Annotated in this window: 16 protein-coding genes and 1 pseudogene; 7 read left to right on the top strand and 10 right to left on the bottom strand. The window is 65.6% G+C overall.

The genetic code is table 11. From position 1 onward, the window contains the following. Positions 1-65: 65 nt before the first annotated feature. From ACFLEY_RS14350 to rfaD, 3 genes are read right to left on the bottom strand one after another with little or no spacing between them, the layout of a single operon-like run. Positions 66-1352 (bottom strand): O-antigen ligase, encoded by a 1287-nt coding sequence (locus ACFLEY_RS14350; protein ID WP_060908242.1) that lies wholly within the window; start codon positions 1350-1352, stop codon positions 66-68. Beyond that, positions 1349-2833, bottom strand: a complete 1485-nt coding sequence (rfaE1, locus tag ACFLEY_RS14345; protein WP_060908243.1) for a D-glycero-beta-D-manno-heptose-7-phosphate kinase — start codon at positions 2831-2833, stop codon at positions 1349-1351. Before rfaE1 ends, ACFLEY_RS14350 begins: the two co-directional genes overlap by 4 nt. 12 nt (positions 2834-2845) lie before the next feature. Beyond that, positions 2846-3826, bottom strand: a complete 981-nt coding sequence (gene rfaD, locus ACFLEY_RS14340) for an ADP-glyceromanno-heptose 6-epimerase (protein ID WP_060908244.1) — start codon at positions 3824-3826, stop codon at positions 2846-2848. Between the two features lie 159 nt (positions 3827-3985). Between rfaD and waaF the strand changes: the two genes are divergently transcribed. Continuing rightward, positions 3986-5056: a lipopolysaccharide heptosyltransferase II gene (gene waaF, locus ACFLEY_RS14335; RefSeq protein ID WP_060908245.1), complete on the top strand. Its 1071-nt coding sequence runs from the start codon at positions 3986-3988 to the stop codon at positions 5054-5056. A 178-nt stretch (positions 5057-5234) separates the two neighbouring features. Here the strand turns inward: waaF and ACFLEY_RS14330 are convergent, their stop codons facing one another. Then, entirely contained in the window at positions 5235-6272 is a 1038-nt protein-coding gene (locus ACFLEY_RS14330) for a glycosyltransferase family 4 protein (protein WP_060908246.1), read from the bottom strand. 127 nt (positions 6273-6399) lie between these two features. On the opposite strand from ACFLEY_RS14330, the gene galE reads away from it, so the two are divergent. The 3 genes from galE (at position 6400) to ACFLEY_RS14315 (ending at position 10071) form a co-directional block, all read left to right on the top strand. Further along, positions 6400-7413 carry a UDP-glucose 4-epimerase GalE gene (galE, locus tag ACFLEY_RS14325; protein ID WP_028173210.1) on the top strand — a complete coding sequence of 338 codons (1014 nt, stop codon included), beginning with the start codon at positions 6400-6402 and terminating at the stop codon, positions 7411-7413. A gap of 118 nt (positions 7414-7531) precedes the next feature. Beyond that, complete coding sequence (locus ACFLEY_RS14320; RefSeq protein WP_060908247.1) at positions 7532-9334, top strand: ABC transporter ATP-binding protein; 1803 nt, start codon at positions 7532-7534, stop codon at positions 9332-9334. Between the two features lie 35 nt (positions 9335-9369). Further along, the gene (locus tag ACFLEY_RS14315; RefSeq protein WP_011088674.1) at positions 9370-10071 is read left to right on the top strand and encodes a fumarylacetoacetate hydrolase family protein; all 702 of its coding nucleotides are present in this window, start codon (positions 9370-9372) and stop codon (positions 10069-10071) included. Positions 10072-10136: 65 nt separating this feature from the next. On the opposite strand, the pseudogene ACFLEY_RS14310 reads toward ACFLEY_RS14315, so the two are convergent. From ACFLEY_RS14310 to ACFLEY_RS14295, 4 genes and pseudogenes are all read right to left on the bottom strand, one after another. Further along, positions 10137-10596: pseudogene (locus tag ACFLEY_RS14310) on the bottom strand (YybH family protein). Between the two features lie 12 nt (positions 10597-10608). Continuing rightward, on the bottom strand, positions 10609-11538 hold the full coding sequence (locus ACFLEY_RS14305; RefSeq protein ID WP_028173206.1) for an aspartyl/asparaginyl beta-hydroxylase domain-containing protein: 930 nt from the start codon (positions 11536-11538) through the stop codon (positions 10609-10611). A 146-nt stretch (positions 11539-11684) separates the two neighbouring features. After that, the gene (locus tag ACFLEY_RS14300) at positions 11685-11840 is read right to left on the bottom strand and encodes a hypothetical protein (protein ID WP_165448167.1); all 156 of its coding nucleotides are present in this window, start codon (positions 11838-11840) and stop codon (positions 11685-11687) included. Positions 11841-11985: 145 nt separating this feature from the next. Further along, on the bottom strand, positions 11986-12909 hold the full coding sequence (locus tag ACFLEY_RS14295) for a LysR family transcriptional regulator (RefSeq protein ID WP_028173205.1): 924 nt from the start codon (positions 12907-12909) through the stop codon (positions 11986-11988). Positions 12910-13121: 212 nt separating this feature from the next. On the opposite strand from ACFLEY_RS14295, the gene ACFLEY_RS14290 reads away from it, so the two are divergent. From ACFLEY_RS14290 to ACFLEY_RS14280, 3 genes are read left to right on the top strand one after another with little or no spacing between them, the layout of a single operon-like run. Further along, positions 13122-13832: an SDR family NAD(P)-dependent oxidoreductase gene (locus tag ACFLEY_RS14290; RefSeq protein ID WP_060908248.1), complete on the top strand. Its 711-nt coding sequence runs from the start codon at positions 13122-13124 to the stop codon at positions 13830-13832. 19 nt (positions 13833-13851) lie between these two features. After that, on the top strand, positions 13852-14088 hold the full coding sequence (locus tag ACFLEY_RS14285) for a 4-oxalocrotonate tautomerase family protein (RefSeq protein WP_171901107.1): 237 nt from the start codon (positions 13852-13854) through the stop codon (positions 14086-14088). 32 nt (positions 14089-14120) lie between these two features. Then, on the top strand, positions 14121-15353 hold the full coding sequence (locus ACFLEY_RS14280; RefSeq protein WP_038967043.1) for a YbfB/YjiJ family MFS transporter: 1233 nt from the start codon (positions 14121-14123) through the stop codon (positions 15351-15353). A 25-nt stretch (positions 15354-15378) separates the two neighbouring features. On the opposite strand, the gene ACFLEY_RS14275 is transcribed toward ACFLEY_RS14280, so the two are convergent. Then, positions 15379-16020: a phasin family protein gene (locus ACFLEY_RS14275; RefSeq protein ID WP_244651819.1), complete on the bottom strand. Its 642-nt coding sequence runs from the start codon at positions 16018-16020 to the stop codon at positions 15379-15381. Continuing rightward, complete coding sequence (locus tag ACFLEY_RS14270; protein ID WP_060912618.1) at positions 15989-16651, bottom strand: AAA family ATPase; 663 nt, start codon at positions 16649-16651, stop codon at positions 15989-15991. The genes ACFLEY_RS14275 and ACFLEY_RS14270 overlap by 32 nt, the downstream gene beginning before the upstream one ends. Positions 16652-16778 lie beyond the last annotated feature (127 nt).

The raw sequence follows: 16778 nt of genomic DNA, 5'->3' as shown, positions 1-16778 counted from the left end.
CGTTAGGTGCAACCTGACCGCGCTGATAGCTCATCTCGACAAGACTTGCCAGCCGCCCGGGCCGTTCAGGAACCAGCTTCTCCTACATTTGCGGCTGGCGGTTGAGCCCGGATCACCATGCCGGCGGCGACCCCGACGCCGATGACGTACATCCAGCCCTCGTGGAAGTCGAACAGATGGGAGTTGAACAGCGAGGTGAAGATATTCTGCACGACGACGAGAAGGCCGACCCAGCTGGCAAGCCCGTCGCCACGAAACAGGAGAAGATGGAGGATCCAGATCGCGTAGAGGACGACGACGCCGATGACACCCCATTGCACGGCGACGTTCAGCGTCTGGTTGTGCGGATTGCCGATCACCTCTGCGGAAGCCAGGTACTGTCCGCTGGGTGTCGCGTCGCGCTCGAACAATCCGCGCGTTGAACCCGTGCCGTGTCCCACGATCGGCGCCTCAACGAAGAAGCCGAGAGATTTGCGCCAGAACTCGAGCCGCAAGCCCGCCGAGGTCGGCTCGCCCTTCTCAACATAGCGCGTGTACTCGTCGGCAAACCTGTCGGCGGTCTTGCGCAATTGCGGCGAGGCCTGCCAGGCGAGAACGGCGCTGGCGAGCAGGATGGCGGGGATGATCGCGATGCCGCGCCCCTTCAGGTGAAGCAGCGCGAATACGCCGACCATGATCGGAACGGTGACGAGCGCGGTGCGCGACACCACCACGAAGGCCATGTTGACGAAGAAGCTCAGCGCCAGCGCCGCGAGCAGCCCGGCGAACCAGTAGCGCTTCTGGCGCAGCAGCATCACGATCGGATAGGCAAGCGCCACCGCGCAAAGCGTGAATTCCTGGCTCTGGTCGATGTAGTTCTTGACGAAGATGCCGCGCTCCATGGGGTCGGTCTTTAGCGCGAGGCTCGGGTAGAAAACGACCAGCCACGACATCACCGACAACAACCCGCAAGACACCAGGAAAGCGATGAACACCCATTGTCCGCGCCGCGAGCGCTCGAAATGATAGAGCAGGACCGGAAGCACGAGCAGCTTGACGGTCGGATTGACAGCATAGAAACGCGCGCCCCAGGTGGCGTCCGACCACAGCGTTCCCACCAGCGCGAGCAGGACCAGCGCGATCGGCGCAACGCAGATCGGACGCTTGAGCGACTGCACGAACGCGCGGACGTCGAGGAACGGCACCATGCACAGCAGCATCAGGGCGTTGAAGATGCCCGCAAGCGACGTCGACCAGGGCAGCGAGGCCGCGGTGAGGATGGCAAGCAGATCGACGGTCTCGCTCCAGGCCGCCGGGCTGCGCAGGCGCCGCCACAGCATCTGGCTCGCCGTCTCGCGGGCAATTGCCGTCACTTCGTCCCTCCCCGCGCGCGATGCACCAGCGCCGTCGTGCTGAAACCCTGGAGGATGTCGACCAGCACGACCGCACCGCCGGCGGCCTCGACGACCTCATGGCCGACCACCTGCTCGCGGGTGTAGTCGCCGCCCTTCACCAGTGCAGCGGGCTTGATCCGGGTGATCAGGTCGATCGGCGTGTCCTCCTCGAAGATGACGACGAGATCGACCGCTTCGAGCGCGGCCAGCACCTCGGCCCGGGCGCGCTCGTCCTGGACCGGACGGTCGGCGCCCTTCAGCCGCCGCACCGAGGCGTCGCTGTTGAGGCCAACGACCAGGCGGTCGCAGGCGCCGCGCGCCGCGGTCAGCACCTTGACGTGGCCGGGATGCAGGATGTCGAAGCAGCCATTGGTGAAACCGACCCGCAAGCCCTGCGTGCGCCATTCCGCGAGCTGCGCGTCGAGCGCCGCCGGCTCGAGCACGATCTTCTCCTCGGCCGCGAGATAGGCGTGCGGCAGGATCTTTCGCCGCAGCTCGGCCGTGCTCACAATGGCGGTGCCCAGCTTGCTGACGGCGACGGAAGCGGCGGCATTGGCCACGCGCAGCGCCGTGTCCCAGTCCGCGCCCGCCGCGAGCGAGACCGCGAGCGCGGCGGCGACGGTGTCACCGGCGCCGGAGACGTCGCGCACCTTCACGGGAACGGCCGGAACGTGAACGGCAGCGCCGTTGCGCGGCACCAGCGTCATGCCGTGCTCGCCTTGCGTGACCAGGATCGCCTCGCAATCGGCGAGCCGCATCACGTCCTCGCTGGCATCGACGATGCTCTGCGGCGTGTCGGCGCGGCTGCGGGTGGCCTCGGCAAACTCCTTGCGATTGGGCGTGAGCAGCGTCGCGCCGCGATAAATCGCCCAGTTCAGGCTCTTGGGATCGACGATCACGGGCTTGCCGAGCTTTCGCGCGGCGTCGATGGTGTGGCGGATCACCCGCGCCGTCAGCACGCCCTTGGCGTAGTCGGACAGCAGCACGATGTCGGCGCGCGCGATCTGCGGCAGGATCGCCTCGATCAGCTTCGCCTCGACCTCGTCGGAAGCAGGCTGCGCCTGCTCCCAATCCGCGCGCAGCATGTGGGTGGAGAAATGCTCGGAAACAAAGCGGACTTTTCGCGTGGTCGGCCGCGACGGATCGCACACCAGCACGCTTTCGATGGCAGCCTGGTCGGCAAGCGCGGCCGCGAGCCGCTTGCCCGCATCGTCCTCGCCGACGAGGCCGACGAAGATGCAGGGCGCACCGAGAGAGGCGACATTGCGCGCGACGTTGCCGGCGCCGCCGATATGGATCTCGCTGCGCTGGGCAACGATGACCGGCGTCGGCGCTTCCGGCGAGATCCGCGACACCTCGCCATAGACGAACTCGTCCAGCATGATGTCGCCGATGCAGAGCACCGTGCGGCCTGAGATCGTTTGCGCTAGGGCGTCGAAATCGAGAATGGGCGTCGGCATGATCCTGGAGCCTTAGCGGAAGCGGTCGGGCCGGTCGAGATAATCCCCGACATAGGCCTTCACCGCATCCTCGAGCGTCGTGAAGCCGCCGTTATAGCCGGCGCGGCAGAGGCGATCGACCTCGCTCTGGGTGAAGTATTGATAGCTGTTGCGGATCTGTTCGGGCATGTCGATATATTCGATGTTGGGCCTCGCCCCGAGCGCCGCATAGGCAGCCAGCATCAGTTCCTTGAAGCTGCGCGCCTTGCCGGTGCCGACGTTGAACAGCCCGGACACCGAGGGCGTTGCCAGCAGCCACATGATGACGCGCACGACGTCGTCGACATAGATGAAATCGCGGCGCTGGTCGCCGTCGGCAATGCCTTCGCGAAGCGACTTGAACAATTGCACGACGCGGCCCGCCTTGACGTCGTCGAAGCGCCGCGCCAGCACGCTCATCATCGAGCCCTTGTGGTACTCGTTGGGGCCGAACACGTTGAAGAATTTCAGGCCGGCCCATTGCGGCGGGAGCTTCTCGCCGCGCGCGACCCGTTCGGCGACGGCGAGATCGAACATGTGCTTGCTCCAGCCATAGAGATTCATCGGCCGGAGTTTCTTCAACGCGGGCAGCGACGCATCGTCGTCAAAGCCTGCCTCGCCGTCGCCATAGGTGGCGGCCGAGGAGGCGTAGATCAGCGGCACCGCATTCGCCGTGCACCAGTCGAGCAGGCGCATGGAGAGGCGGAAATTGGTTTCGAACACGAGGTCGCCGTCGGTCGCGGTGGTCGCGGAAATCGCCCCGAGATGGATCACGGCGTCGAGCCTGCGGCCGTTCAGCCAGTCGGGCAGCTCGGCCGGGGGGACGATATCCACAAGCTGGCGCTTGGCGAGATTGCGCCACTTGCCGTCGGTGCCGAGGAAATCACAGACGGCGACGTCGCTGCGGCCGGCGTCGTTCAACGCAGCCACGACATTCGACCCGATAAAACCGGCTCCGCCGGTCACCAGCAACATTCCAACTACCCTGCCCGATGTTTGCGGCCCGATCCCTGCCGTAGCGCATCATTTGCCAAAGTGTAAGCATTTTGGGACCAGCGCTCTCCCGGCTTTACCTGCCGGCCCGGAGCGGCTAACCGAACCGCCACATCAGCTCGCCTTCGGTCCTATTAACGAATGAACAGAGATTCGCAACTTAGTGGAAGCGCAGATCGGAGCGACACCCGCCCGATCCTGATCGTTCCCTACATGTGGATCGGCGATTTCGTCCGAAATCACACCGTGGTACGGGTCCTGAAAGAGCGCTGGCCGAACCGGCCGGTCGATCTCCTGACCACATCCCTGTGCGCGCCACTGGTCGACTACATGCCCGGCGTGCGCGCTGGAATCGTCTGGGACCTGCCGCGCAGCCGGCTCGCCGTTGGCCGCCAGTTCGGCCTGGCAAAGCTCCTGCGCGAGCGGAACTACGGCACGGCCCTGGTGCTGCCCCGAACCTGGAAGGCGGCCATCGCGCCCGCGCTGGCCGGGATTCCGGAAAGGGTCGGCTTCGTCGGCGAGTTTCGGTTCGGCCTGCTCAACCGCTGGCGCTGGGGCGAGAAGAAGCTGCCCCGCTTCATCGATAAGAACGCCGCCCTGGCCCAGCCCGACGGCGCGCCCCTGCCCCCGGAATGGCCGGTGCCGCAATTGCGGGTCCCGGCCGAGGACATCGTCCGTTGGCGGCAGGCCAATGGTCTCAGCGCCGGGGCAGCCGTGGCGCTTGCCCCCGGCTCGGTCGGCGTCTCAAAGCGCTGGACCTACTATCCGGAGGCCGCCCGCTTGCTGGTCGAGCGCGGGCTGGAGGTCTGGGTGGTCGGCGGCCCCTCGGAAAAGGGCCTCGCCCAGGAGATCGTCGCGGCCGGCGGCCCTGATGTCCGCGACCTCACCGGCACCGATTTGCGCAACGGCGTACTGGCCATGGCCGCGGCGGGCGTTGCCATCTCCAACGATTCCGGCCTGATGCACATCGCGGCCGCGCTCGGCACGCCCACCATGGGCATCTTCGGCCCGACCAGCCCCTACCTCTGGGCCCCCCTCAACGGCCTTGCCGCGACCGTGGTCCAGGACAAGAGCGTGCTGTCGTGCCAGCCCTGCCAGAGCACCATCTGCAAGATGAACGACCATCGCTGCATGCGCGATATCGCGGCGTCAGAGGTGGTGGCGATCGCGCAAAGGGTGCTGAGTGAGGCGGGCGCGCGCGTTACGACTTGAGGCCATTGGGGCTGCGCCGATGATGACATCCTGCCAGTGTCTTGCCCGACGAGTCAAATCGGCTTCGTAAAATCCGCAGCGCGGCGACCCCGCCGCCAAGCCATTGATTCCGCTGGCACCGGCTACTGTGCATGGGGTTGTTTTCGCGGTTTTTGTTTGGGGACGCGACAGCGGCGCCTCAGAGCAGCGGCCGATAGACCTCGCCGATCCGCGCCGCTTCGGCATCGAGACTGAACTTTGCGAGCACCCGCGCCCGTCCGCGCTCGCCCATCGCAGTGGCCGCAGTGACGTCCTGCATCAGCGGCTCGAGCGCCGCCGCGAGCGCATCGGCATCGCCCGTCGGGATCAGCACGCCCGTCACGCCATTCTCCACCACCAGCTCGGCCGCACCGGCGCGCGCGGCGACCAGCGCGCTGCCGGCCGCCATCGCCTCGATCAGCGTGAGGCCAAAGCCCTCGTTGCGCGAGGTGAAGGCGTAGATCGTCAGCCGCTGGTACCAGCGCTGCACCGCTTCGATCGGCAGCTCGCCGGTGATGACGATGCGCGACTGAAGGTTGGCTGCCTCGATGCGCTTCTTCAGGTCGTTCGCGAAGGGCGTCTGCTCGGGCGTGACCTGACCGACGATGACGGCGGTGAAATCCGGATAGCGCGGCAGCAACCGGCACATCGCATCGACGAACACGTCAGTACCCTTCTGCGCGCGCACCCGGCCGAAGCAGCCGATCGCGTAGCGGCCCGGCAGCGCGGCTTCCGCGAAGGCAGCAGTGCGATCGGTCGGCGGCGCATAGACGTCGGTGTCGACGCCATGCGGGATCACGGTGGCCTTCACCTTCAGGAACGAGGCCGAGATGTCCGACGTCGCGATGATCGCGTCCATCCGGCGGATCAGCCATCGCGTGATCCAGCTGTGGTGCCGCTGCGCCGCCGAGGTGAAGACGAGTTTCAACGGCCAGCCGAGCGCGCGCAGCACGACGCCGGCGATCATCTCGTTGTTGCGGCGCGCATGCCAGATCAGCGGCGTCTTGCGGCGCCATAGCTTGAGGAAATCGGCACCGCTCAGGCGCGCGATCCCCTCCGGCGCGTCGGAGCCGAACCACGCCGCGCGATATAGTTTCGCCAGCCGCGGCGCCACCATCCGGTTGGTCGCGGTGACCCCGGAATAGCGCCTGTGCAGATTTGGCACGATCACTTGCAGATCGTCCGGGGGATTCGCCACGTCACGCTCCGTTTAGCGGACCCCCTATACGCAACATTAAGCATAGTGACCAGTTCAGCCGCGCCGAAACCCCCTCTTCACCGCGCAAACGTTAACTTGGCGCGTTGCTCGAAGACGGGTGAGATCAATGACTGTTCTAGTCACCGGCGGCGCCGGCTATATCGGAAGTCACACGGTCCTGGCGCTGGCGGAAGCCGGCGAGGACGTCGTCGTGATCGACGATCTCTCCACCGGTTTCTCGGCCTATCTGCCGGAAGGCGTGCCGCTGTTCATTGGCGATGCAGGCGACGAGAACCTGCTCGAGGGTGTGATCGCCCAGCACAACATCGAGAGCATCATCCATTTCGCGGGCTCGGTGGTCGTGCCGGATTCGATGCGCGATCCGCTCGGCTACTACCGCAACAACTTCATGACCGCGCGCAACCTGCTCAATGTCGCGGTCAAGCGCGGCATTGGCCGCTTCATCTTCTCCTCGACCGCCGCCGTCTATGGCGATCCGGACCAGGTGCCGGTGCCCGAGCATGCGCCGACGCGGCCGCTGTCGCCCTACGGCTCGTCCAAGCTGATGACCGAGATCATGCTGCACGACGTCGCCGCTGCCTACGGCATGCAGTACGTGACCTTGCGTTATTTCAACGTCGCGGGCGCCGATCCGCAGGCCCGCATCGGCCTCGCCACCGTCGGTGCCACGCATCTGCTCAAGATCGCAGTCGAGGCCGCGACCGGCCAGCGCGCCAAGATCGACGTGTTCGGCACCGACTATCCGACCCCGGACGGCAGCTGCATCCGCGACTTCATCCACGTCACGGACCTGTCGCAGGCGCACCGCTCGGCGCTCGCTTACCTGCGCAATGGCGGCGCCTCGACGACGCTTAATTGCGGCTATGGCCGCGGCTATTCGGTGCTGGAGACCATCGACGCGGTGCGCCGGGTTTCGGGCCGCAGCTTCGCCGTGCAATACGCTCCGCGCCGGCCCGGCGACATCATGACCATGGTCGCCGACACCAGCCGCATCCGCGGCCTGCTCGACTGGAAGCCGCAATACGACGACCTCGAGACCATCGCAGCCCATGCGCTGGCCTGGGAGGACAAGCTGTACCGCGAGCGCCATGGCGAGCTCCGCCACGCCGTCTCGGCCTAGATTCCATCCAGACGCAAGCCCTTAATTGGGCTTGAAAAACCCCGCTCTAGCGGGCACAGAGGCCCTTCGATCCCTGACGCGCGGGCAGGCTTTGTCCTGCGCCGTCAATGGACTACGGATGGCCCAGTTTCCAAAGAAAATCACCGACGATCCCTATACGGCCGCGGTCCTGATTCGCCGCCTGGTCACGGAACAGGGGATCGTCTATTGGCGGCGTTACCTTGCCGCCTTCGCGCTGATGGCGCTTGCCGCCGGATCGACCGCGGGCGCGACCTACGTGCTCGGCCAGGTCATCAACCAGGCCTATGTCGACAAGAACATCCCGGGCATCGCGATGTTCTCGGGCATCACGGTGATCCTGCTGTTCATCAAGGGCGTGGCGACCTACGGCCACATGGTGATCCTGACCAAGATCTCCAACGCGATCCTCGCCACCAACCAGCGCCAGCTGTTCGCCAAGCTGATGCGCGAGAGCATCGGTTTCTTCTCCGAGCGGCACTCCTCGGAATTCCTGGCGCGGCTGACGGCCGGCGCCAAATCCATCACCGACGTGCTCAACATGCTGGTCAACGCCATTGGGCGCGACCTGCTGATGCTGCTCGCCATGATCGGCGTGATGGTTTGGCAGGACCCGCTGATGTCGTTCATCGGCCTCGTTGCGGTGCCGCCGGCGATGCTGGTGCTGCGCAAGCTGGTCAAGCGCATCAAGGGCCTCGCCTTCAACCAGTTCACCGGCACCGCCGATATCATGGAGACGATGCAGGAATCGCTGCAAGGCATCCGCACCGTCAAGGCGTTCACGCTCGAAGAGACCATGCAGAAGCGCATCGACGAGAACATCGCGATCGTCGAGCGCAACGCCAACAAGATGGCCCGCGTCGCCAACCGGTCGAATCCGCTGATGGAGATGCTCGGCGGCTTCGCGGTCGCCGGCTGTCTCCTTTACGGCGGCTACAGCGTGGTCGCGCTCAACGCCACGCCCGGCGCGTTCTTCTCCTTCATGACCGCCTTCCTGATGGCGACCGAGCCGGCCAAGCGGCTGGCGCGGCTCAACATCGACCTCAACAGCCAGCTCGTCGGCGCGCGCATGCTGCTGGAGGTCGTCGACAGCCCGGCGAGCGAGCATTCCGACGACGACAAGCCGGCGCTGAAGCTGTCGGACGCGCGGATCGAGCTGCGCGACGTCAGCTTTTCTTATCGCGCTGGCGAGACCGTCCTCAACCGCATGAGCTTCACCGCCGAGCCCGGCAAGGTCACCGCGCTGGTCGGCCCCTCCGGCGGCGGCAAGTCGACCGTGCTGGGGCTGCTGTTGCGCTTCTACGAGGTGACGCAGGGCGACATCGTCATCGACGGCCAGTCGATCGGCGCGGTCTCGCGCAAGTCGCTGCGGGCTCAGACCGCCTATGTCGGCCAGGACGTCTATCTGTTCCGCGACACCATCCGCAACAACATCGCCTTCGGCAAGCCGGGCGCGACCGAAGACCAGATCATCGACGCCGCGAAAGCGGCCTGCGCGCATGATTTCATCATGAGCTTCCCGCTCGGCTACGACACGCCGGTCGGCGAGCACGGCACGCAGCTTTCGGGCGGTCAGCGCCAGCGCATCGCGGTCGCGCGCGCGCTGGTCAAGAACGCACCGATCATCCTGCTGGACGAAGCCACCGCCGCGCTCGACTCCGAGTCCGAGAAGCAGGTGCAGGAAGCGATCGAGCATCTCTGCCGGAACCGCACCACCATCGTGATCGCGCACCGCCTGCACACCATCATGCACGCAGATAGCATCCTGGTGGTCGAGGGCGGCGAGATCGTCGAACAGGGCCGGCACGACGAGCTGCTGCGCCGCTCGGGCCGCTACGCCTCGTTCTTCCGCCTGCAACATCACGACGCCGGCACTCTGGCGCCGATCAGCGCAACCGCATAGAGTTCCCTTTACCCTAAGAGCAGCGAGACCGCTTCATGAACGCCGCCTCCTACGTCATCCCGCTTCCGCCCCAGGCTTCGCTTCCCGTCGTCGGTGAAAGCGGCCGCTATCCGGTGCGCCGCATCTGGTGCGTCGGCCGCAACTATCTCGAGCACATCCGCGAGATGGGCAATGACGAGCGCGCGCCGCCGTTCTTCTTCGCCAAGCACGCCGACATGCTGGTGCCCGATGGCGCCACCATCCCCTATCCGCCGCTAACCAAGGACCTGCATCACGAGGTTGAACTGATCGTCGCGATGAAGAGCGGCGGGCTGAACATTCCCGCCGACAAGGCGCTCGACCATGTCTACGGCTACGCCGTCGGCATCGACCTCACCCGCCGCGACCTCCAGATCGCCTCGCGCAAGAAGGAGCGTCCGTGGGAGATCGGCAAGTCGTTCGACTATTCCGCGCCCTGCTCCGCCGTGCAGCCGGCCGCGAAGATCGGCCATCCCGCCAAGGGCAAGATCTGGCTTACGGTCAACGGCAAGGAGGCGCAGAAGGGCGACCTCACCGAGCTGATCTGGAACGTGCCTGAAATCATCTGGCAGCTCTCGCAGCAGGTGAAGCTCGCCGCCGGCGACATCATCATGACGGGCACGCCGGCCGGCGTGTCGCAGCTCCAGCCCGGCGACAAGCTCGAATGCGGCGTCGACGGCGTCGGCACCCTGAAGGTTGCGATCGGTCAGCCGGAATAGGCTGCACGACATCTCGAAATCGAAAGGCCCCGGACATGTCCGGGGCCTTTCTGTTCGGATCGCATCTACCGGGCCTTCACCGGCCGATTGGCGTGGCTCACCTGCGGCACACCGCGATTGAGCGACATGTGGGAATGCACGCACAGCCAGCCGTCGGCGGTTTTGGAGAACACCATCGTCGCCCGGCCCGGACGCGGAAACGCGCTGCCGTCGGGATGATAGCCCGTGCTCGTCCACGGCGCGATCACGGTCGCCATCGCGCCGTCGGGGGGATGCCAGAACCGAGGTCTGCTCGAGCACGAAACGGAAGTCGGCCGTCTTCGGCCAGACGTTGTCCCATTGCGTTGAGACCCATTGGTCGAGGCCCGGGATGACATCGTTGTGCGTGCCGAAAGCAAGCACCTCGGGATGAAACAGCGGCCTTGCCGAAGCGTAGTCGACCTCACGGACATAGCCCGCGAAGGTTTCCAGCCACTGGCGGAAGAATTGCACTATCTCGGTGTTCGCGGTCGGCAAGGGGACCATTCGCACCTCGGTTTACCGCAACGCCGACATCACGATCAGACCGAGGATCAGCGCCGTCAGCGAGTATTTCAGCGTGTAGTAGACGTTGCGGTTCCACTCCTTGACCTTGCGGCTGGCGAGATGGATCTCGTAAAGCTTGCCGAACACCTTGTTGAGCACGCCGACGCTTTCGCCGTCGACGTTCTGGGTCGCCGATGCCTTGACGATGTGATGGCTGACCCAGCGGTTGATCGCGGTCATGAAGCCGAACTTCATCGGGCGCTCGACGTCGCAGAACAGGATGATGCGATTGACGTCGGTCGCGTTCTCCGCGCTGTGGATGAAGGTCTCGTCGAACATGAAGGCCTCGCCGTCACGCCAGACGCATTCGACGCCGTCGACCAGGATGCGGCACTTGTTCGAGTTCGGCGTGACGAGGCCGAGGTGATAGCGCAGCGAGCCGGCAAAGGGATCGCGGTGCGCGCCCAGCCTGCCGCCGGGCGGCAGCATCGCGAACATCGCGCCGTGCACGCTCGGAATCGAATTGAGCAGCTCCACCGTCTTCGGGCACAGCGTGCGCGCCGACGGCAGGAAGTCGTCGTACCATTTCAGGTAAAACCGCTTCCAGCCGCTCTTGAAGAACGAGTAGAAACCCCAGTCGTTGTTCTTGGCGGCTGCGCGGATGAAGCCTTCGTCGAACAGGCGCACGGCCTCGTCGCGGATGGTCTCCCAATTCTCGCTGAGCGGCTTGAGTTCGGGAAACTGCTCGACCGGGATCACCGGCTTGTTCGGCACTGCCGAGCCCGCATACATCAGCACATTGTAGGGGGCGAGATAGGTCGAGTGATCGCCAAGCTGGCGCGCGAAGCGCAGCCGTTGCTTGCCGCGGAAGTGAACGTAGATCGTCGATGCCGCGAGTACATACAGAATGACGAGTTGCGGCGCAAAAAGCTGTTTCAGCATTTCCCCAGTTCCCGAGTGACCCAGCCGGGGACGTGATCTACTCCGAGCCGGCCCGAGCGGCAAGATATTCGCCGGTAGGTTGCAATCACGCTGGGGAGAGCGGGGGTACGGAACCCTGGGGCTGAAACCGGCCGAAACGAGCCGAATTACGCCCGCGCCAGTGCCTGGAGACCCTTGAAGGTCAGGCGCTTGGGGTCGGTTACGCCGGCGAGATAGAGCCGGCGGATGAACGCGATGACGGCGTCGCGGTCGCAATCGGTCAGCGCGACGACGGCGTCGACCGCGATCTTCTGGGCTTCCATTGGGCTCACCTCGGCCTTGCGAGTAACCCCGGCCGAGACAGGCTAGGACTCATCCGTTAAATCGGCGTTAACCGTCAGGGCAGCATCGCCGATTCAGCCCGGCGGCCGTATACGCAAAACAACGCATTGCCGGGCGCGCAGCGGCTCAGCGCGCATTGATGCTCTTCTTCAGCAGCGCGAACTGCTTCTTCAGCCGAGGCACGGCAAAGTCGGTGAACGCCCGCACCTTGGGCACCGAGAGCCGCCCCTGCGGGCAGATCAAATGCGCGGGCATCTCCGGATCCTGGTCGGCGGCCAGTACGATCTCGAGCTCGCCGCGCGCGACCTGCTCGGCGACCTGGTACGAATACATCCGCGCGACGCCGCGCCCGGCGACCGCGGACGCCACGGCCGCATAGGTGCTGTTGACGACGAGCCGCGGCGTGAATTGAACCGTGCGGGCTGCCGACGAGCCCGCCTGTGGCGCGAAGGTCCAGGAATTGGGCAGATGCGCCATCGCCACGATCTGATGCTTGGCGAGATCGCCGGGCTCGGTGATGCGCGGATGCTGCTTGAGATAGCGGGGAGCAGCCACCACGACACGGCTGATCTCGCCGATCCGCATCGCCACCATCGCCGAATCCGCGAGATGGCCAATGCGAAGCGCGATGTCGACGCCCTCCTCGATCAGGTTGACCGCGCGGTCGAACAGCAGGAGCTTTGCCGACACGGTCGGATAGGCGTCGAGAAACGCATCGAGGATCGGCCGCAGCACCATCTCCCCCGAGACCACCGGCGCCGTGATCGTGAGCAGGCCACGAGGCGCCGCGCGCGGTCCGGCCGCGATGTCGTCGGCCTCCTCCAGCTCGGTGAGCACGCGGCGGCAGATCGCGACATAGCGCTCGCCTTCCTCGCTCAGCTTGATCGACCGCGTCGTCCGGTGCAGCAGCTCGGCGCCGACCCGCTCCTCCAGGAAGGCGATGGCGCGGCTGACCGCCGCCGGCGAGCGGCCGAGCTTGCGCCCGGCGGCGGCGAGGCTGCCCTCGTCCACCGCAAGGACGAACACCTTCATCGCATCCAGACGATCCATACGTTCCCGCCGCACCATCAAATTCCGGTGACAAGCTAGGCGTTCGCCCGTGCCGCGACAACCGTCGCCGCGGCCGATCCGGCATTCGTTCGCGCCGCGTAACAGTGTCTGCCGGACAACGTGTATTCGCAGCCGGGCCGCCGCGGCGTACCTCAGCGCGCAGGCCAGCAGCCGCTGGCACGGGTTCTGAAACCCAACAACAGGAGTCCGTCATGGGTATCGAGCAGAAGGTCGCCATCATCACCGGTGCATCGCAGGGCATCGGCGCCGCCCTGGTCCAGGGTTTTCGCGATCGCAAATATCGCGTCGTTGCAACGGCGCGCTCCATCAAGCCGTCGGGCGACGACGACGTCCTCGCCGTTCCCGGCGACATCGCCGACCGGGCCACCGCCGAGCGCGTGGTTTCGCAAGCCGTCGCCCGCTTCGGCCGCGTCGACACGCTGGTCAACAATGCCGGCATCTTCGTCGCAAAGCCGTTCACGCAGTACACCGCCGAGGACTATGCGGCGGTGATGGGCACCAACGTCGCGGGCTTCTTCAACATCACGCAGCTCGCCATCGCCGAGATGGAGAAGCAGGGTTCTGGCCATATCGTGCAGATCACGACGACCCTGGTCGATCACGCCAATTCGAACGTGCCCTCGGTGCTGGCTTCGCTGAGCAAGGGCGGCCTCAACGCCGCGACCAAGTCGCTCGCGATCGAATACGCAAAGCGCGGCATCCGCGTGAACGCAGTGGCGCCCGGCGTCATCAGGTCGCCTATGCATCCGGTTTCGACGCATGCCGAGCTCAGCGCGCTGCATCCGGTCGGCCACATGGACGAGATGTCCGACATCGTCGATGCCGTGCTCTATCTCGAGGGTGCGTCCTTCGTCACCGGTGAGATCCTGCATGTCGACGGCGGCCAGAGCGCCGGCCACTGAGCGCGAGAGGAGAGACACCATGCCCATCGTCACCATTCAAGTGACCCGCGAGGGAACGACGCCGGGCGCGGCGTCACTCACGGCGGAAGAGAAGGCCGCGCTGATCAAGGGATCGAGCCAGCTCCTGCTCGACGTGCTCGGCAAGCCGCTCGATTCCACCTTCGTCGTGATCGAGGAAGTCGACACCGACAATTGGGGCCGGGGCGGCCTGCCCGTGCCGGAATTCCGGCGTCGCCGCGCCGCCCAGACAGGATGATTCGCGCGCGATCGAGCGCGCAGGAGGATGACATGACCAACGCAGATACGAAGCAGCACGTTGAGACCCGGCCGCATCAGCGGCCGGGATCGGAATCACGGCAGATTTGGCGATATGCGGTGGCGGGCTTGTCCGCCTCGCTGGTCGGACTTGGCCTCGCCCGCTTCTCCTACACGCCTCTGATCCCGGCGCTGATCGCGGCAAAGTGGTTCAGCGCGTCGGATGTCGTCTATCTCGGCGCGGCGAATCTTGCCGGTTACCTTGCGGGCGCACTCGCGGCCCGGGCCGTCGCCACCCGCGTCGGCGCGGTCGGCGCGTTGCGTGCGATGATGCTGCTCGCAACGCTCTCTTTCTTTGCCAGCTCCGCCCCGGTGTCGTTCTCCTGGTTCTTCGCCTGGCGCTTCCTGTCGGGTCTCACCGGCGGCGTCATCATGGTGCTGGCGGCGTCCGTCATCCTGCCGCACATTTCTGCCGCGAGGCGCGGCATCGTCGGCGGCGTGATCTTCGCGGGTGTCGGCCTTGGCGTCGCCGCGTCGGGCACGCTGGTGCCGCTGCTGCTGCAACAAGGCCTGCAGCAGAGCTGGTATGGTCTTGGCGCCCTCTCCGCCCTGCTCACCCTCGCAAGCTGGTGGAACTGGCCTGCGGAAACGAAGGCTAGTGCTGCGCCTTTGCATCACGCGAAGCACCACCATGCATCGACGGCGGCCCGCGCGCTGCTGGTCCAATACGGCCTCAACGCGGTGGCGCTGGTGCCGCACATGGTGTTCATCGTCGATTTCGTGGCGCGCGGGCTCGGCCAGGGCATTGCCGCGGGATCGCGCTACTGGGTGCTGTATGGTCTCGGCGCGATCGTCGGCCCGCTCGTCACCGGCCATCTTGGCGACCGGTCAGGCTTCGGTCCGGCGCTGCGCGCAGCCTTCCTGATCGAGGCGGCGGCCGTGCTGCTGCCGACCGTCAGTACCGCGCCGGTTTCGCTGATCGTGTCGAGCGTCGTGGTCGGCGGCTTCACGCCCGGCATCGTGCCGCTGGTGCTCGGACGAATCCACGAGCTGGTCCCGCACGCAACCGAGCAGCAGCGCGCGACATGGAGCCATGCCACCACCAGCTTTGCGCTGTTCCAGGCGGCCGCGGCTTACGGCTTCTCCTGGATCTATGCGCAGACCGGGGGCGACTATCTCGTGCTGTTCGGTTTAGGCGGCGGCGCAGCGGTCCTGGCGCTCGCGATTGATCTCGGCCTCGCACTGATCGTCCCGCGCAGATCCTGAGCGCGATGACGGCAGGCGAGCGGTGCTACCCGGCACCGGGCTTTGTCATGATTTGAGCAAGCGATCGCAGCAGCTCGGTTTGCTTCAGGACCAACTCACATTGCTGTCGCGCATGCGTGCTCGACAGCTCAACCAACTCCGCCAGGGTTCTCGCACGGCCCAACTCCCGCGCATACTCCAAGGTCGCGCCCGCATTGACTTTCATCAGTTCGAGCACGACGACGCGACACTCAGCCGCCGTTCCAATTGCCTCGATGAGGTGGCCTTCTCCGGCGGCGATTCCATTGGCCTCCGATGCCACATCGGCCAGCCGTGGCTTGGCGAGGTCCCTGGCATAATCCAGCGCAGCGTGAGCACCAGTCTTCATGCCGTCCAAAGCACGCGCCTGACAATCCTTGGCGATGTCCACGATGAGATCAATGGTGGTAGTGCCCGGAGGTTCAGGTCTTGCAGCGATGACGCCGGCCGCTTCTTGTACCGGAACAGTCATCGGAGCGGGCGCAGCTTGCGCGATCTGCGGCGCATCTTGCAGGACGGCGGAGACCGAGCCCGGCGGCATCGCCAAGCCCTCGTCGACGGCGCGGCTCACTTCGGCCGCCAGCTCCACCAGCGAGCGACGCCCGGCGCGTGCAACGTCAGCAGGCTGTCTTGAGCGCGGCTTGCCCATGATCATTCGACTCCACGATAAGGCGCTCCGAGATCCAACCCCACAGGGCCGCAATTTCCTCCGAGGCTTTTCCCTCCGGCGCGTACTCGGTTACGCCCAGCCCTGCCCCGAGCGCATCCTGGTGGTCGTTGCGCTGCCCAATGAAGGGGAGCGCAAGCAAGCCGAGCGAGTTGAGCGACGTGGCAGCTTCGCTCAACCGGCCTCCCCGTGTGGGCGCCTGATTGAGGATGAAGGCAAACCGGCGATCGAGCCTGCGGGTAGCGATCAGCGTTGGTATTGCGGCTTCGATATCGGCCGGGCTCGGACGAGCCGGGATGAGACAAAGATCGGCACTGGCAATGGCGCGCGTCGCCAAGGCATTGTTCGTGGCAGCTGTGTCGATGATTGCGAGCCAAACCCCTTCGGCCTTGAGGCGGGATATCACCGGCTCGATTTCGGTGGGATCGGTAACGCAATCGACGCGAGGATAGGGCTTCTCACGGCGCCCTTTCCATCTCGAGATCGTACCTTGCGCATCCGCCTCAATGAGAGCGACGCGCTCGCCGCGCTGCATCGCTGCCACCGCCAGCCCAACGGACAGCGTACTCTTGCCGCTTCCGCCTTTCTGCGTGACCAGAGCAAGGATGTACATGTTCCGCGTTCTCCTCAGGACGGCAACAACGTGGAACTCAGACACCGCCGGAAATAAACTTCTTGCAGCGCAAAAATTCTACCCCAAGTCGCGATTCGTCTCAAGCGATCGCGAGCCTCTCCCGGTG

Source organism: Bradyrhizobium sp. YCK136, from assembly GCF_044570075.1.
GTDB classification, from domain to species: domain Bacteria; phylum Pseudomonadota; class Alphaproteobacteria; order Rhizobiales; family Xanthobacteraceae; genus Bradyrhizobium; species Bradyrhizobium diazoefficiens.
This window is presented reverse-complemented; position numbering and strand designations above follow the sequence as displayed.

Excerpts from the sequence above, each read along its gene's own strand:
- rfaD (WP_060908244.1), bottom strand. The coding sequence starts at position 3,826 with ATGTTGCTGGTGACCGGCGGAGCCGGTTTTATCGGGTCGAATGTCGTG.
- ACFLEY_RS14320 (WP_060908247.1), top strand. The coding sequence starts at position 7,532 with ATGGCCCAGTTTCCAAAGAAAATCACCGACGATCCCTATACGGCCGCG.
- ACFLEY_RS14285 (WP_171901107.1), top strand. The coding sequence starts at position 13,852 with ATGCCCATCGTCACCATTCAAGTGACCCGCGAGGGAACGACGCCGGGC.
- rfaE1 (WP_060908243.1), bottom strand. The coding sequence starts at position 2,833 with ATGCCGACGCCCATTCTCGATTTCGACGCCCTAGCGCAAACGATCTCA.
- waaF (WP_060908245.1), top strand. The coding sequence starts at position 3,986 with ATGAACAGAGATTCGCAACTTAGTGGAAGCGCAGATCGGAGCGACACC.
- ACFLEY_RS14315 (WP_011088674.1), top strand. The coding sequence starts at position 9,370 with ATGAACGCCGCCTCCTACGTCATCCCGCTTCCGCCCCAGGCTTCGCTT.
- ACFLEY_RS14300 (WP_165448167.1), bottom strand. The coding sequence starts at position 11,840 with ATGGAAGCCCAGAAGATCGCGGTCGACGCCGTCGTCGCGCTGACCGAT.
- ACFLEY_RS14280 (WP_038967043.1), top strand. The coding sequence starts at position 14,121 with ATGACCAACGCAGATACGAAGCAGCACGTTGAGACCCGGCCGCATCAG.
- ACFLEY_RS14275 (WP_244651819.1), bottom strand. The coding sequence starts at position 16,020 with ATGGGCAAGCCGCGCTCAAGACAGCCTGCTGACGTTGCACGCGCCGGG.
- ACFLEY_RS14305 (WP_028173206.1), bottom strand. The coding sequence starts at position 11,538 with ATGCTGAAACAGCTTTTTGCGCCGCAACTCGTCATTCTGTATGTACTC.
- galE (WP_028173210.1), top strand. The coding sequence starts at position 6,400 with ATGACTGTTCTAGTCACCGGCGGCGCCGGCTATATCGGAAGTCACACG.
- ACFLEY_RS14295 (WP_028173205.1), bottom strand. The coding sequence starts at position 12,909 with ATGGATCGTCTGGATGCGATGAAGGTGTTCGTCCTTGCGGTGGACGAG.
- ACFLEY_RS14290 (WP_060908248.1), top strand. The coding sequence starts at position 13,122 with ATGGGTATCGAGCAGAAGGTCGCCATCATCACCGGTGCATCGCAGGGC.
- ACFLEY_RS14270 (WP_060912618.1), bottom strand. The coding sequence starts at position 16,651 with ATGTACATCCTTGCTCTGGTCACGCAGAAAGGCGGAAGCGGCAAGAGT.